The organism is Pseudoalteromonas sp. JC3 (assembly GCF_030291895.1).
GTDB lineage: Bacteria > Pseudomonadota > Gammaproteobacteria > Enterobacterales > Alteromonadaceae > Pseudoalteromonas.
Window position 1 is genome coordinate 695969 of sequence record NZ_CP127856.1, and the last position, 16036, is coordinate 712004.

The 16036-nt window shown below is 45.7% G+C and carries 12 protein-coding genes and 1 CRISPR repeat array; of the genes, 8 read left to right on the forward strand and 4 right to left on the reverse strand.

The genetic code is table 11. The features are described 5' to 3' along the window. Positions 1-11: 11 nt before the first annotated feature. From casA to cas2e, 7 genes are all read left to right on the forward strand, one after another. Entirely contained in the window at positions 12-1595 is a 1584-nt protein-coding gene (gene casA, locus QSH61_RS21735; RefSeq protein ID WP_206471715.1) for a type I-E CRISPR-associated protein Cse1/CasA, read from the forward strand. Further along, positions 1585-2193, forward strand: a complete 609-nt coding sequence (gene casB, locus QSH61_RS21740; RefSeq protein ID WP_206471716.1) for a type I-E CRISPR-associated protein Cse2/CasB — start codon at positions 1585-1587, stop codon at positions 2191-2193. Before casA ends, casB begins: the two co-directional genes overlap by 11 nt. A 14-nt stretch (positions 2194-2207) precedes the next feature. Continuing rightward, positions 2208-3254 (forward strand): type I-E CRISPR-associated protein Cas7/Cse4/CasC, encoded by a 1047-nt coding sequence (gene cas7e / locus QSH61_RS21745; RefSeq protein ID WP_206471717.1) that lies wholly within the window; start codon positions 2208-2210, stop codon positions 3252-3254. A gap of 10 nt (positions 3255-3264) precedes the next feature. After that, complete coding sequence (cas5e, locus tag QSH61_RS21750; protein ID WP_206471718.1) at positions 3265-4014, forward strand: type I-E CRISPR-associated protein Cas5/CasD; 750 nt, start codon at positions 3265-3267, stop codon at positions 4012-4014. Between the two features lie 10 nt (positions 4015-4024). Then, complete coding sequence (gene cas6e, locus QSH61_RS21755; RefSeq protein ID WP_206471719.1) at positions 4025-4807, forward strand: type I-E CRISPR-associated protein Cas6/Cse3/CasE; 783 nt, start codon at positions 4025-4027, stop codon at positions 4805-4807. Between the two features lie 66 nt (positions 4808-4873). Next, the gene (cas1e, locus tag QSH61_RS21760) at positions 4874-5803 is read left to right on the forward strand and encodes a type I-E CRISPR-associated endonuclease Cas1e (protein WP_102058229.1); all 930 of its coding nucleotides are present in this window, start codon (positions 4874-4876) and stop codon (positions 5801-5803) included. Then, positions 5800-6108, forward strand: coding sequence for a type I-E CRISPR-associated endoribonuclease Cas2e (cas2e, locus tag QSH61_RS21765; RefSeq protein WP_010603952.1), 309 nt, complete (start codon positions 5800-5802; stop codon positions 6106-6108). Before cas1e ends, cas2e begins: the two co-directional genes overlap by 4 nt. Positions 6109-6264: 156 nt before the next feature. Next, a CRISPR array of direct repeats spans positions 6265-8372; the repeat unit is 29 nt; unit sequence GTGTTCCCCGTACGCACGGGGCTAAACCG. A 141-nt stretch (positions 8373-8513) separates the two neighbouring features. On the opposite strand, the gene QSH61_RS21770 is transcribed toward cas2e, so the two are convergent. The 4 genes from QSH61_RS21770 to QSH61_RS21785 all read right to left on the reverse strand — a co-directional run bounded on the left by QSH61_RS21770 (position 8514) and on the right by QSH61_RS21785 (position 15037). After that, positions 8514-8789: an Rdx family protein gene (locus QSH61_RS21770; protein WP_206471720.1), complete on the reverse strand. Its 276-nt coding sequence runs from the start codon at positions 8787-8789 to the stop codon at positions 8514-8516. Positions 8790-8992: 203 nt separating this feature from the next. Next, positions 8993-10153: an aspartyl/asparaginyl beta-hydroxylase domain-containing protein gene (locus QSH61_RS21775; RefSeq protein ID WP_206471721.1), complete on the reverse strand. Its 1161-nt coding sequence runs from the start codon at positions 10151-10153 to the stop codon at positions 8993-8995. Between the two features lie 17 nt (positions 10154-10170). After that, positions 10171-11970, reverse strand: coding sequence for a tetratricopeptide repeat protein (locus tag QSH61_RS21780; protein WP_206471722.1), 1800 nt, complete (start codon positions 11968-11970; stop codon positions 10171-10173). A gap of 223 nt (positions 11971-12193) precedes the next feature. Continuing rightward, entirely contained in the window at positions 12194-15037 is a 2844-nt protein-coding gene (locus tag QSH61_RS21785; protein WP_206471723.1) for a TonB-dependent receptor domain-containing protein, read from the reverse strand. A gap of 280 nt (positions 15038-15317) precedes the next feature. Between QSH61_RS21785 and QSH61_RS21790 the strand changes: the two genes are divergently transcribed. After that, positions 15318-16034 (forward strand): LytR/AlgR family response regulator transcription factor, encoded by a 717-nt coding sequence (locus QSH61_RS21790; protein WP_010603947.1) that lies wholly within the window; start codon positions 15318-15320, stop codon positions 16032-16034. Positions 16035-16036: the final 2 nt, after the last annotated feature.

A 16036-nucleotide genomic window follows, 5' to 3' on the forward strand; every position in this document is an offset into this window, starting at 1 on the left:
GGGAAAATGGTATGAATAATTTAGTACAGGACCCTTGGCTATATTATCGGCTAAGAGATAACTCTATCACGCAGTTGCCTTTATCGGCGATAGCAAACCCCGATGTGGTTGACTTTGCTTTGCCACGCGCCGATTTTTACGGAGCAGCGTATCAGTTTACCATTAGCTTATTGCAAACCTGTTGTTCTCCCGAGGAAGGAGAAGACTGGTACAACTGGTATGAATCACCTCCTTCAGAGCAGGCGCTGTCAGAGACGTTCAGTAAAGCGGCACATGCATTTAATTTGTTTGGTGATGGCCCGCTGTTTATGCAGGATTTAGATCCGTTACAAAGTGCGGGCACGCAGAACGTCAACACCTTGTTGATTGAAACGCCGGGTGACAACACGCTTAAAAATAATGTAGATCATTTTATAAAACGTGGTCAGGTTGAAGCGATGAGCCCAGAAATGGCGGCGCTTGCATTATTCACCTTGCAGATTAATGCGCCAGCGGGGGGCGTTGGCTACAGAACGGGTTTACGCGGTGGTGGACCATTGACGACCTTGATACTACCCAATGAAGAGTCGACGAGCTTGTGGCATAAACTGTGGTTGAATGTTTGTATTGCGCCAAAGGCAAATGATGCGCAACTGCACAGTGGGCAAATCTTCCCTTGGCTTACAGATACCAAAGTCAGTAAAGAGAAAGGCACAGAAGTGCTTTTTAAAGATGCACACTTTCTTACACATTTTTGGGCAATGCCGAGACGCATACGGTTACAGCCAGAGGAATCACTAGGCACTTGTTCACTGACAGGCCATGAATGTGATGTACTGGTGAAGTCTTTTGCCACCACGAATTATGGCAACAACTATGCAGGGAGTTGGTGGCATCCGCTCACGCATTATCGCAGTAATCCTAAAAAGCCACATGAAGATAACCTATCCAGTAAAGGGCAGCCCGGTGGCATTCAGTATAAGCAATGGCACGCCTTGTGTTTCGCCAATGAGAGAGAAGGCAACCATCCAGCCAAAGTGATAGACGAGTTTTACGATATCAAAATGGACTATGTTGACCAGCAACCCAGACTCTGGGCATTTGGCTTTGATATGGACAATATGAAAGCCAGAGGTTGGTATGACAGCCAGTTTCCGGTGTTTTTTCTAGACGAGGCTAAGCGTGCAAGCGTGATCCACGACCTCAATCAGACAATTCAGATTGCCATGGAATTTAGCAGCATGATGCGTACCTTAATTAAAGAAGCGCTGTTCGATAGGCCAAAAGATGTAAAGGCAGATCTGGCCCAGCATACGCTGAGTTACTGGCAGCGCAGCGAGCGCGACTTTTTTATTGCAGCTCAGGCTATTTGTGTTGAGGGAGAGCTACGAAGTGAAGACGCAAAGCGCTGGTTCTATCGTGCCCTCAATACAGCGTTAGATATTTTTGACGAGGTGGTATTGAGCACTTCCATGGATAACAAAGCCATTGCCAGAAAAGTGGCAGCAAGACAGAAGCTGACCGCCTGGTTACATGGGAAGAAAATAAGTAAAGACTTTAAACGGCGTTACAACCTAAAGACACAAGACAAGGAGGCACAAGCCAATGACGCTTAATTACAAACCAAAAAGTCAGCTGTTCAATATAATTAGCTGGGATGCATTTCATACCGTGTTTCGCTGGTGGGTTTCTATGTCGGATGATGAGGCAACTCAGGCTGAGTTAAGTATCAGGCCAGCGCCAACAGTATTTCGTGCCCAGCTTAAGCGTGCTTCCAGGTTGGACGACGTTTATCTCACTCAGGGCTTTTCGGCACTATGGCAGGCGCTACCCGTCGAGATACACAATCATAAAAAGGGCTGGGTGATGCCCTGCTTTGCCGTGATAGCCAAAAGCCTCAGTATGGTGCGGAGCCATCATGAGCGTGGCACCTTTGCCAGAGACTTAGGGCATGTGGAAGAGGGCGCAGATAAGCCTGTAGTCAGTGAGTTGCGATTTCAGAACCTTCAGGCTGCAAAAAACGAGCAGGAATTTGTTACACAATTGAGCCGTCTTCTGGCCCAGTTGAACAATAAAACAAACATTTTAAGCCTAGCAGACGACATCGCCTGCTGGTTTGAAGAACACAATTATCAGGCGCCCAGACGGGCTGACAAGCGGATCGCCGTACGCTGGGCGATGGACTATTACAAAGATGTAGCGAACAAGGCATAAATAAGGAAAATACGATGAGCAAATTTATTCAGATCCACACTCTTACATCATACGCACCTGCAAATCTGAACAGGGAAGAAACCGGTAGACCGAAAACAGCCAAGTTTGGTGGCTTTGAAAGGCTGAGAGTCAGTTCGCAAAGTTCAAAGCGCAATTGGCGGGTGAGTGACGTATTTCAAACGAGCTTAGCTGATCACATTGGTACTAGAACCAAAAAACTTGGCGTTGAAGTATTCAACTACTTGATAGAAAAAGAAGTAAAAGAGAAAGACGCCAAAGCTTGGGCAATTGAGATCGCGGGAGTTTTTGGCAAAGGTAAAAAAGATTCGCTGGAGATTGAGCAGCTGGCACACATTAGCCCCAGCGAAAAAACAGCGGTATTTGCATTAGCAGATCAACTAGCAACAGAAAATCGCGGACCGCAAAAAGACGAGTTGCAACTACTTAAAGCAGAAAACCAAGCCGCAGATATTGCTTTGTTTGGACGCATGCTGGCGTCGAGTCCGGAGTTTAACGTTGAAGCTGCGTGTCAGGTTGCACATGCAATCAGTGTTGAAAATGTCACGGTAGAAAGTGACTACTTTACCGCGGTAGACGATCTCAATGCAGGAAAGGGAGATCAAGGTGCTGCGCATATTGGTGACAGCGGTTTTGCTTCTGCGGTGCTGTACAACTATATCTGTATTGATAAAGAGCAGTTGGTAGATAACCTTTCTGGTGATTTAGTGCTTGCCAACAAAACCATTGCTTCTTTGCTTGAATGCATCGCGAAAATCTCACCAAAAGGCAAACAAAATAGTTTTGCATCTCATGCTTATGCCTCTTACATTCTGGTAGAAAAAGGGGAACAGCAGCCTCGTTCACTTGCAAGTGCTTTTGTAAGCCCTGTAAAGGCCCTTGACGAGAGTGAGAACGTGACGCAAATCGCTGTTCAGCGTTTAGAAAGCCAAATCGAGAACTTTGATTCTGTTTATGAGCCTTGTGCAGATAGTCGTCAATCTATCAATGTATTAACAGGTGAAGGCAACTTTAAGTCTTTGCAGGCTTTTGCTGCTGATTAATGGGGTCTCTATGAAAACCAGTAATTATTTGGTGATCAGACTATACGGGCCTTTAGCCAGTTGGGGAGACGCGGCTGTGGGCGGCGACCGACCCACCAATATTCGCCCGACACGAGGCGCATTGCTTGGTTTGGTTGCTGCTGCGCTTGGCATTAAGCGTGAAGATAAAGCCGACTTAAATACGTTAAACGAAGCGTTAAGCTGCCATGTTAAACAGTACAATGCGGGTAGCTTGCTCAGAGACTTTCATACAGCGCAAGTACCGAGTGAAGATAAAAAAGTGCGGCTATACACTCGGCGTGACGAACTGGTTAAGTCGAAAAAGGTAAACACCGTACTGTCAAACCGTGATTACCGGGAAAGCGGGCTGTGGGTTGTTGCGCTAGAATCGAGCTCTTCAACGTACTCGTTAGAGGTGATCCGCGCTGCATTGTTACGGCCTAAATATATGTTGTACTTGGGACGTAAATCTTGCCCATTAGCAGCACCGCTGTGCCCGACCTTAGTTGAAAACGTATCGCTAAAAGCGGCATTAGATCATGAGTTCCCGACGATACTAGGTACTGAGCAGGCCGATTCAATTTGGCTTAAACCGGATAAAACCGTGAGTTACTACTGGCAGGGTGACAGGGCAGATCTCATCGCTGAGCAGACAGAGCGAGTTCATACTCAGAGTGTACGGGATAATCCGATAGACAGGAAAGAATGGCTGTTTGACTTGCGCACCGAGCATCAGCTGGTGGTTGAATATCAAAGGTAAGGAGGAGCTAGTGTTTTTAAGTCAGATAAAGTTGTTGGGTAATGCCATGGCCAGAGAGGAGCGTCAAAAACTCGCTGTGAATGGTTGCTACGCCAGCCACCAGTTACTCTGGAAGCTGTTTGCCGGTGAGCAAAAACGCGGTTTTTTATATTGTACCGTCAATGACGCGCTCGATCAGTTTATGGTGCTCTCGGCACAGGAGCCGAAAAACTATAATGAGATATTTGCTATCCAAACCAAGCGATTCAACCCTGTATTATATCAGGGACAAAAGCTCAGCTATCAAATTACACTTAATCCGACGGTGTGTAAAAACAACCGTCGCCACGATGTGGTGATGAACACACAGCAAAGTTTATTGCTAAGCGAGCTTACAAAGTTGGGGGTAGATCCTCAAGTGAGCAAAAAATCTCGGCTTAAAAGCCAATTGTTGGATTTTGCTGATGATGGTGTTGTCGCTAATTGGAAAGCGGAATTGCAACTTTCTGAGCAAATAGCACGCAGCGATCTACTTGAAATGTGGTTAAGGTTTAAAACTGATTTAGTGTTGCGCCAGTGGTGGAGTGAGCGGTTGTTGAGCCTGAGTGCCAGAGCTGAGTTAGCTGATTGCGATATTTTTGCTTATCAGCAACACCAGGTTGCAAAAGGGAAAAACCAGATCCGCTTTTCTACTGTCGATATAGTCGGTCAGCTTGAGGTGACAGACCCCGAAAAGTTTACTGAGGCATTATTCAACGGCATTGGCCGCTCCAAAGCTTTTGGCTGCGGGCTGATGTTGATTAAACCTTTGTAATCTAATCAGTAAGGCGGGGTGACTCGCCTTTTTCCTAATTTTTTACTTAATTTAGGAGTGCAGGGAATGGCATTTCTTCCTTTAAAACCTATTCCAATTAAAGATCGTAACTCAATGATTTTTATTGGTATGGGGCGTATTGATGTGCGCGACGGCGCATTTGTTGTGATTGATGAAGTAAACGGCGAGCGGATGCTTATTCCGGTGGGCTCTGTGGTGTGTATTATGCTGGAACCGGGCACTCGGGTGAGCCATGCTGCGGTGAAGTTGGCAGCGACCACGGGCACGTTGCTTATTTGGGTGGGAGAAGCGGGAGTCAGGCTTTACTCCGCTGGGCAGCCCGGTGGTGCACGCTCCGATAAGTTGCTCTATCAGGCCAAGCTGGCGTTGGATGAAAACCTGCGACTTAAAGTCGTGCGCAAAATGTTTGAGCTACGCTTTGGCGAACCGGCACCGGAGCGACGCTCGGTTGACCAGCTTCGGGGCATTGAAGGCACGCGCGTGCGCAAAACCTATGAGCTGCTTGCCAAACAGTATCAGGTGAGCTGGCAGGGACGACGCTACGACCCTAAGGATTGGGCAAAGGGCGATGTGATCAATCAATGTATCAGCGCCGCTACGTCTTGCTTGTATGGCGTCACCGAAGCAGCAGTGCTGGCCGCTGGCTATGCGCCTGCCATTGGCTTTTTGCATACAGGCAAGCCATTGTCGTTTGTGTATGATATTGCTGACATTATAAAATTCGATACCGTGGTGCCTGTGGCGTTTAAAATTGCCAAACGGCGGCCACAATCCCCCGATCGTGAAGTACGCATCGCCTGTCGCGAAGCGTTCCGTAAAGACAAGGTATTACCACGCCTTATCCCGCTGATTGAAGAAGTATTAGCCGCCGGAGAGGTAACACCGCCCGAGCCCTATGCTGACGCACAACCGCCTGCTATTCCTGAGCCTGAATCCATAGGCGACGAGGGCCATCGCAGCGGAGGGTCACTATGAGTATGTGCATGGTTGTTACTGAGGCGGTGCCACCGAGGTTAAGAGGTCGTCTGGCGGTGTGGCTGCTGGAGATCCGCGCCGGTGTGTATGTAGGTGATGTGAGCAAGCGCATTCGTGAAATGATCTGGTTTCAGGTCAGTGAGCTGGCGGAAGACGGCAATGCGGTTATGGCTTGGGCAACTAATACCGAGTCGGGTTTTGATTTTATCACTTACGGCGAAAACGCCAGAATGCCTGTCGATTTTCAGGGCCTGAGATTGGTGAAGTATACGCCCAGAGCAAATGATAATCCGGGAGCTGGTTAGCGAACTCCCCTCGTTTTTTTAATTCGATTTAATGCTCTTTAACAAGTTGGTGATTAAGATTTATACCTCATAGTGAGAGGTGCTTTTGTACCTAAAATTTTCGGTAACTTTTACTAGGTGATTTTTCTTTATTAAAAACAAGTATATAATTTTAGAGTGTTCCCCGTACGCACGGGGCTAAACCGCCAGTGTGTCCCAGACGTTACCAATCGGCATGGTGTTCCCCGTACGCACGGGGCTAAACCGGTGGTCAATTTCAGCTTGTAATGAGGCTGTATGTGTTCCCCGTACGCACGGGGCTAAACCGTCATCAAAGTAATACACCGCAACTTCTGCCTGGTGTTCCCCGTACGCACGGGGCTAAACCGTTTTTCAATTTTCTAAACTTTTTTATGTTCTCGTGTTCCCCGTACGCACGGGGCTAAACCGGCCCTGAGGTTAAAACTATTAACGAGTATCAAGTGTTCCCCGTACGCACGGGGCTAAACCGACTGCTCTGTTATTGCCACGCCAGATGGGGCGGTGTTCCCCGTACGCACGGGGCTAAACCGCGGTTTAACCCTCTACGATAGCCAGAGGCATAGTGTTCCCCGTACGCACGGGGCTAAACCGGGTACAGTTGACGCGCTGTTTCGAGATGGCCAGTGTTCCCCGTACGCACGGGGCTAAACCGTGAGTATTGGACTCAGCGTTTTTTAATTTGGGCGTGTTCCCCGTACGCACGGGGCTAAACCGCGCGGGTATCCGCCGTGGGCGGCTCGATTTATGTGTTCCCCGTACGCACGGGGCTAAACCGTGCAGCAAAAAATCGTAAAAATCGCTGGAAAAGTGTTCCCCGTACGCACGGGGCTAAACCGACACCGCTTTTGACACGATTTCGCCCGTTGCAGTGTTCCCCGTACGCACGGGGCTAAACCGGCTGAGGTAATATGTGTTCGATTTCATAACACCGTCTTCCCCGTACGCACGGGGCTAAACCGGATGTTACCTCAGTTGATGACAAATTTTTTTTGTGTTCCCCGTACGCACGGGGCTAAACCGCAACTAACTAACGACACACGCACACCAGACGATGTGTTCCCCGTACGCACGGGGCTAAACCGTTCTAATTTACTCGTTTTCCAAGTTAAAAACAGTGTTCCCCGTACGCACGGGGCTAAACCGTTGAATGGCCAAACTATCCAACTGTGATCAAACGTGTTCCCCGTACGCACGGGGCTAAACCGCGTGTTTGCTCTAGCTGTATTGCTGCAAGTCGGTGTTCCCCGTACGCACGGGGCTAAACCGCCCATTATCTCACTTATACCACTCACAAGATAGTGTTCCCCGTACGCACGGGGCTAAACCGATATCAAAAACATTTATGTTCCCAATACTGATGTGTTCCCCGTACGCACGGGGCTAAACCGGGCAGTATGCACCACTCACCATTTCGCCTAACGTGTTCCCCGTACGCACGGGGCTAAACCGCATGGTAAACACGGCAATTCGGTTGGTTTTTAGTGTTCCCCGTACGCACGGGGCTAAACCGGGATTGTTTCCAGTTGAGAAAACCGGTAACGAGTGTTCCCCGTACGCACGGGGCTAAACCGAATATCACGCTATGTCACTGGTGACGGGGGAAGTGTTCCCCGTACGCACGGGGCTAAACCGGACTTCACGCTATCACGAAGCACAAACAGCATGTGTTCCCCGTACGCACGGGGCTAAACCGCAGCGAGTCGTCGCGTAAATCTGGAGACTCAACGTGTTCCCCGTACGCACGGGGCTAAACCGCCTCTATGAGAGTGGAGAGCGAGTCCCGCCATGTGTTCCCCGTACGCACGGGGCTAAACCGTTAGCTGTTTTGAAGGATAAAGTTTATGCGATGTGTTCCCCGTACGCACGGGGCTAAACCGGTGACAAAGCCAGCAAATAACGTAGCTGTTTAGTGTTCCCCGTACGCACGGGGCTAAACCGCAACCACCATATTTTCTACTTTCAGCTGGCGTGTGTTCCCCGTACGCACGGGGCTAAACCGAGTTAGATGTAGGTAAAAAATAGCTATACAAAGTGTTCCCCGTACGCACGGGGCTAAACCGGTTATCACACCCGCCTAGAAGCCGAAGAAGCCGTGTTCCCCGTACGCACGGGGCTAAACCGTCACAGTTTACGTGTAAATATTAGGTATAAACGTGTTCCCCGTACGCACGGGGCTAAACCGGGTTGCCACCATCGAGGATTTCTACCAATCCCGTGTTCCCCGTACGCACGGGGCTAAATCTGAGCGACTCAGGTCTGGACCATGTGCTGGAATTCGTCCGTGAAGCAGCACCAGATGCTCACCTCATTGAGCGGTGAAACAGCGGCGATTCTAGGCCCGACTGTAATCCCGGGATTAAGTTATAGCCATCATTGTTAGCTAGTTATTTATCCACATGACCTAAATCACGCTCAGGATCTAACAAATCTCTCACCCTTCTTTTGAGCACTTTGGCTTCAGGAAAACCTTCATCCGCCTTTCGGCACCAAATTAGCGTATTGTTATAGTAAATTTTGAATATGCCTTTACTTGCTGGCACTAACGCGACTTGTTGTAAATCGTCAGAGAAAGTTGAAAGTAACTCTTGTGCAAGCCAAGTTGCTCGCAACATCCATTGGCAAAGTACGCAGTAATGGATAGTGATGGTCGGTTTTTGCATGAATTTACGTTTTTTTGAAGGCTGTGATGGGATTCTAGCACTGTGATTTATCATATGGCTAGCTTGAAAAAAACGGGGGTCGCCCCCCGAAATTATCCAGGGAGACCTTAATTATAAGGTCAGTCTTAACGTTACGGACTATTTGTATAGTAACAACCCCTTTTGTGGCAAGTTGAAGGGTTGCCGTGACGAAAATTGGGATACTAGTGATCGCTTCTGTATTCACTCAGAGTTGCATTTAAATTGTCAATGAGGTTTTGCCTATTTAAAAACTCTAACTGGATTGCTCGGCGCTGAGTTAATGATAGATCAGGGTGCCAAATGGAGAAAATAAGTACAATCCGATCTCGGTCACTACCGTTGTGCGCTAAATGCAAATAAGAGTCGTCGAATATGGTGAGTTGATGTTCTTGCCATAAAATGCGGTTACCATCGACCTCCAAGTAACAGTTGTGGGGAATATCTATAGCCAAATGTACTGTTAGACTGTGATTGGAAAGGCCGTAATGTGGAGTAATAGTTTGGCCTTTTGCTAGCTTAGAGTAAAACACTTCGTATGGGGATGCCGTCAAGCCGTAGTAAGGCACTTTCTCTAAAGCCTTTTTTAGAATAGGAAAGTGCTTTGACACCGAAACGTCTTCGATCCCCTCTTTAAAAATGGATAGTGCTTGCCAGTTGTTGCTGTTTGCAAGCTTTGGGAATACGCTTTCATACTCTTTACCCGATAAATAGGGGGTAAGGTGCGAAGATGCGGTATTAAAAGTAGCGTGAAACTCTTTAATGATGTCGGGGATCATGGTGCTAAAGCTTTCATACCATGAAAATTGCTGTGCCAGCCAGATTGGTTTTGCAGTTAGATTAGGTACGTAAAAAAGATGTGGTGCTTGAGGTGTTTCAAAGGGCTTACTACTGTATTGAACCCAGCGTCCAGACTCAATGCTTGATGCAGTACCAAGGTTTCTTTCCATACATTGCCAAGCTTTTTGAAAACGTTTAAGCGTTTGAGGAGCTGTGCTATTGGCAAGCTGAAGCCGTTTAAAGCTGCCTGTCAGTGTTTCACACAGGGCATAACATGCTAGTGCCGTATTCTCCTCGCCCTTAGTCTCTAGTAAATATCCAAGGTACAAGTAAACTAGATAGTTTTTGGGCGCAAGATCAAGGCAGTGAAAGTAGGCTTTTTCACTTTCGGCTAACGCCCCAATTTGTTCTAAAATGACAGCTACACGATAGCTTAGCTCTGCACTCTGTGGGTAGGCATCGAGTAACTTTGGTAGTAATAATGGCCAACTATTTTGCGATTCGCATTCTAGGATTGGCTGTAAAAGTGTGTCAATGTTGAGAGGTTGTATCTCTTCGTTTGCCATCAAAATAATATCTCTTGTTAATTATTGATTACGCCAATATCGAGTGGCAACGTCATTCGGTAGCTATTGTCTGATGCGCTAAATGGCTGTGTTCCATGCCAAAAATAAGAGGGGAAGATCACGATTTGTCCTCGTTTCGGTTTTACAGTTTTAAATGGTGGAAAATCGTAAGGAGGTGCCAGAGGAGGTCTACCAAATTCAATTACCCCATTGTTGCTATCGTCGTTTGGCGTGTTGATATATAAAACCACACTTATCCAGCCAGCGGGGTGGATATGACTCACGTGGAAGCCTTGCTCTGTTAATTTGACAGACCACGAACCAGTAATTAATTTATCCTTATTTAAATGAGCCAAAAATGGGTGCTCAGGCACTAACTTTAAGTTATTGAGACATTTTTCAATATCTTGCAGTAATTGAGCTCGAGCTTTGGTGATGACTTCGATATCTCTATTAAGCAAGCCACCAGAAATTTGTGAACCATTTACTAAAGTTTGCTCACTTGGTGCTTGCTTACCTTGATGAAGCGTTAGTAAACAAGACTCTAATTCTTTAAGAAAGTCTTCACTATTTTGATAGCCGTTCGGAGTGTCTAAGGTTGTAGTAAGGACAAAGTTTGGGTTGCATAAAGCACGATGCTTTTCTTTGTCCGTGGCTTGATACACTACGCTTAGCCAAGCTAATGCAAGTTGTGAGTTAGGCTGTGCTTGCAACACGTACTCGAGTAGGGATTGTGCGGTACTAAACTCCCCAAGTTGGATTGCAAATTTTGCTTGCTCACAGATCCTGTCATAATTAACGGTTAGCTTATTGGCATCATCTAAATGTTTATAGGCAGTGTTTAGCTCATTGTTCGTGGCTGCCAAACGCCCTCTTAATGCTAGAAGCGTGGCTGATTTGTCTGCATAACCCGACTTCTGTATGCATTGCTCGCATAATGTGTACTGACTGGTGTTCCAGTAAAGTTCGGCTAGACACTCTGTAAGTTGCTGTTGATTATTGGCTGACTCTAGTGCTGTTATTAAACTGCTAGCAAAAAGCTGATGTTGCCCGCTCTGCCAATAAAGTTCGTTCAGTGCTTTATGGACGGTTGGGTTGTGTGGCGCTCGCTTCAGTGCCTGAGTGTAGGCTTTTTGTGCTGGTTCAAACTGACCATTTGCAAAAAAGCAGTCCCCAAGATTATAAAGCGGCTCGTAGTGTTCAGGTGCGCTTTGGTGAACAAACCTAAAGCATTGAATTGCTTGTTCAAATTTAGCTTGTAACTTATAGCAAAGGCCTAAATTGTGTATTGCTCGAAAAGCAACCTGAGAGTGTTGCGGTACTGATTGATAATAGCTGATCGCTTGTTTGAGGTTTCCCTTTGTTTTTTCAATGTCTCCGAGAATTTTGGTGAGTTGCCCAGAAGTATCGAGTGATTGTCCTTTCAAAGCCCACTGATAGGCCATGTCGAGGCGGTTTTGTTCGAGATAAAGAAGCGACAAGTTTTTAAGTAAATCTAGATTCTTTGGCTCAGTATTATACAGCGTAAGGTAATGAGACTCTGCTTGGTGCAAATCACCCGATAGCCAATAACATTTGGCTAAATGAGTTAAGATCTCGGTTTTAAGTGGCGCGAGCTTAGCGGCATCACTTAATGAGGTTATTGCACTTTGCCATTCGGCTAGTGACTTATAGCAAATTCCCAAAAGATAATGTAGGTCGGGGTGAGGCGAATCAGTAAACGGCTGAAGCTTCGTTAACGCTTGCTGATACTGTTTTTGTTGGAGCAATTTGAAAGCATCTTGAACTGCGATATTGATTTCGGATGTTTGCTTCATGTTATTTTTTCTTAAACGGTCAATTAGGCTGAGCTGCATACTCTTTATCTTAGTCAAACTTTATCTAGTTGCGAGCCAAGTGACGCTGCTTGAAGTTTTGTTAGGATTAATCAATCTTTCAGCGAGCTTGATTTAAAACTTAGTAACCTGCTGTGAATAAAAAAACTATTACACAAATAACTGAAAAGGGAGCAGAAGCTCCCTTGTTTTCTGTATTAGTGGATTAGAACGTGTACACAGCGCTTAAGAAGTAGCGAGGACCTATTACGTCATACAACTCTGGGAATGTATTTGCTTGCTGTTGAGCGTCACCTAGTGGTGTTGGCTCTGTGTCTAACACATTCTTGATACCAAATGTTGCTTGTAGGTGATCTGTGAAGTGGTAGCTCGCACTAAGGTCAAGGTACCATTCTGCTTTAGATATAGGCACAATTTCGTTTTCGCCAGTATCTTCATCAACTTCGCTCATATATCGAACTAGCGCCGCTATGCTCAAATCACCTGAAGTCCATGTAAAGCGGTTATTACTTTGGAACTCAGGACGTGGTATACCACAAGTATTACCAAATTTACCAGCACAGTAATTAGTTTCTGTGAAGCCAACGCTTGGCGTTCTGAAGAACTCATCCAAGATTGTGTTCTTAGAGTTAATGTTCAGTGTTGAACCATTTTCACCGATACCAAAGCCAAGCTCTGTGGTCCAGTTGAAGTTAACGTCATAGCCTTTGGTTCCTAGCGACGCGATGTTCGCGTTTAGCGCTGTAACAAGGTCTACGTTACCGTCAGGACGACGAGTAATTGCTTGACAGTATTCAGAGTTAGGATCTTTAAGTTGATTGTAACAAACATCCAGAATATTGTTTACGCCACCACCTAGTACATCGATTGCATCATCAATCGTGATATCGAAGTAATCGATTGTAATGTCAAAGTTTTCGGTTGGTGTAATAACAAGACCGAGAGTAACGGTTTCTGATGTTTCTTCTTTCAGGTCTGGATTACCACCGAAGCTACCTTCGATTTGCGCGTTTGCTTGCTCAAATACGCCAACTTGAGAAGCTGAAACGCCGTGAGCCTCACAAAGAGCTCTATCTGTTTTTCCTTCTACAAAACCGTCTACGCTACATGGATCGGTTGCGCTAGGGAAACCATTTGCTGCGCCTTGGAATAGTTCTGAGATATTAGGCGCACGTACAGATTCTTGATAACCAGCTCGGAAAGATACGTATTCATTCACTTTCCAGTTTATAGTTGTTGCAAATGAAGATGCATTACCAATGTTTGAATAGTCAGAAAGACGTCCCGCAAACCAAAGTGTAATGTCTTCAGCAAATGCTGCATCAGTTACTAGCGGGATATCAATCTCTGTGAATATTTCATCAACGCTATAACTACCAACTGTTGGCTCGCCAGCGTTAAAGCCCAAAACATCACCGGATGCTAAGAACTCATCAGGGCGGAAGCGTGAATCATCAAAACGGCTTTCGTAGCCAATTACAAAACCAATTGGCATATCAGCAGATGGTACAGTAAATGGTAGCTCACCAGCAAAATCGATGTGGAAAATTTCTTGCTTAATATTTGTTACGTTAGATGCCCCGACGTTGATAAAATCAATCGCTGCTTGTGAAATATTGCCTTCACCGAAGATGTTCAATGGTGCACAGCCACCTGACGTGTCTTGACATGCACTACCATCGTCAGTTACTAAAATAGCTTGTCTGAAGCGCGTTTCAGAAACGTCGTTATTAAGTAGGTTAGAGCGGTCCAGCTCAGAGCGGCTGTAGTAAGCGTTGTATGCCCAGTCACCAATAAAGCCATCAACACCTATCAACACTCGCATCGCATTACGTGTATCAATCGATTGACGTGGACCGTTTTCAACCATACGACGACCGATTGTAGCGAATGTAAAGTTACCATCGGCGTCAAGCTGACTAACCATATTGCCAGTTGGTTCACCGTCATCATCGAGTTCTGGCACCAATGCTTTCATTGCGGCTTGAACGTCTGCACCGAAGTATGGACTGTCAGGGTTAACCACCAAGCCATTTACGAACGCTGGAGTCGGAGCTAGTTGTGATGGCACTTCGTTGCGAATGAAAGATAGTTCACTATATAAGCGTGTGTCATCATTGATGTAATAGTGTGCAAAAGAGTTAAGTGTTAAACGCTCTTGTGGTAGTTGTAGGTAGTTATCAGGGGCATAGTTAAATGCATCGGCTGATGTATATGGTAGGCCTTCACCATTTGGACCAAAACGACCTAGAGTTGTACCATTAGGAAGTGTAGGGCCTGCAAATATTCTTGTCCCAGGAATACCAGATGACCCACCAGGCACTAAACCTGTATCGCCTTCAGTGAGCGTTACGTTAGTAAAGTCTCTGTCGCCTTGGAAGATTGATTCACGTTTAGCGTAACCGAAATAAATAGTGGCGTTGCCTTTACCATCGGCAAAGTTTCCACCCAGGGTGAGGTCTGTGTTGAACTTTTCCCCGTCGCCTTCTTCAGTGATGTCGTATAACGCAGAGATTTCAGCGCCTTCGAAGTCGTCTTTCAATCGAAAGTTTACAACACCTGCTAGTGCATCAGAGCCATATACCGCACCTGCACCACCGGTAATGATGTCTACACCTTCGATAAGAGAAGCAGGAATAGTGTTTAAGTCGACAACACCTGTTTGTGTTGCTGGTACCCAGCGGCGACCATTAACAAGAACAAGGGTACGCTCATCACCTAGACCACGTAAATTTACTCGCGCGGTACCATCACCAGGGTTATTTGAGCTTGGTCCGAAAGAAGGAACTGTTAGTGGTAACTCGGCAAGCTTCTGCTCGACGTTTAAGTTACCAGATATAGCAAATTCAGTACCGTCTAGTTCGATAACAGGTGTTTTTGCCGTTAACGCGACACGCTGAATACGAGAGCCCGTAATAGAAATTCTTTCGACTTCGTCATTAGCACCATCTGCAGCTTCTTCAGCTGACGCTTGAATGCTCAAACTTCCACCGATTAGGCACGCAGAAGTTATAAGCATACTTAACTTAGAACGCTTGAATTGTTTCATGATATCCCCTGATAGGTTTGTTTTGGATACCTTTGGCGAGCTTGCTAACTCATCACAAAGGCTTATTAGTATCACGAGGAGGCTATGTCGGAAGTCGGGAATATGCCAGTTGAGATACGTAAGGTGACGGAAAGTAGTGACGACAGGAGTTAAAAAAAAGATCAAATTTAATTTGCGAATTACACTGTGACAATCTATAACAATTATTTGTTAACTATTGTGAAATGAGATACAAAGTATTAGTATCTTTGTTAACCTGTTGATGTCTTTAAGGTGATGAATGAAAAAAGTGACAATCTTGATTCCCTGCTATTTGTCTGCGCTTGGCGTTGAAATGAGTACAAAGTTAAAGGAAGTCGCTGTTTGTTCCCAGTTTGTTTACTATCAAACGTTTGTTGATATTTTGGAAACTATTGAGTCGGGTGAAATAGACTGTTTGTTAATAGATTCTTCGTTTGAAAGTGATCCCAAAAAGCAAGAATTGATCGCGAAAAAGTTCTCATCTGTTTCGACTATAAAGATCACTACAGATACCAAACTCAGTTCTTGTACAGTGATGTCTCTTGAAGGGCGAGATAAGACAGATACGCTTATTGAGAACATACTTCATACCGTATTCTCAAGTCCTCAGGAGCTAACCTCTGAGTACATGCCAAATCAACGACTAATAGTGAAAGACTCCGGGCATATTCATGTTATTAAAGTTGAAGAACTGGCTTGGGTTGGAGGTGCCGGTAATTATGTTGAGCTCCATTTGATAAATAGGCAGCGCTCAATACTTCATCGGGATACCATGTCTGCGATGGAAAAAAATTTAAAGATGTTTGGCTTCTCTAGGATCCACAAGTCTTCACTCGTTAATTTGAATGCAATTAGTGAACTTAAAACAAGAGATAATGGTGATTACGATGTTATTTTGGAAAATGGCGACTCACTTCATCTATCAAGGCGATATAAGCAGAATTTATCTTCTCTTTTACAGTCCAACATAAGCTGACA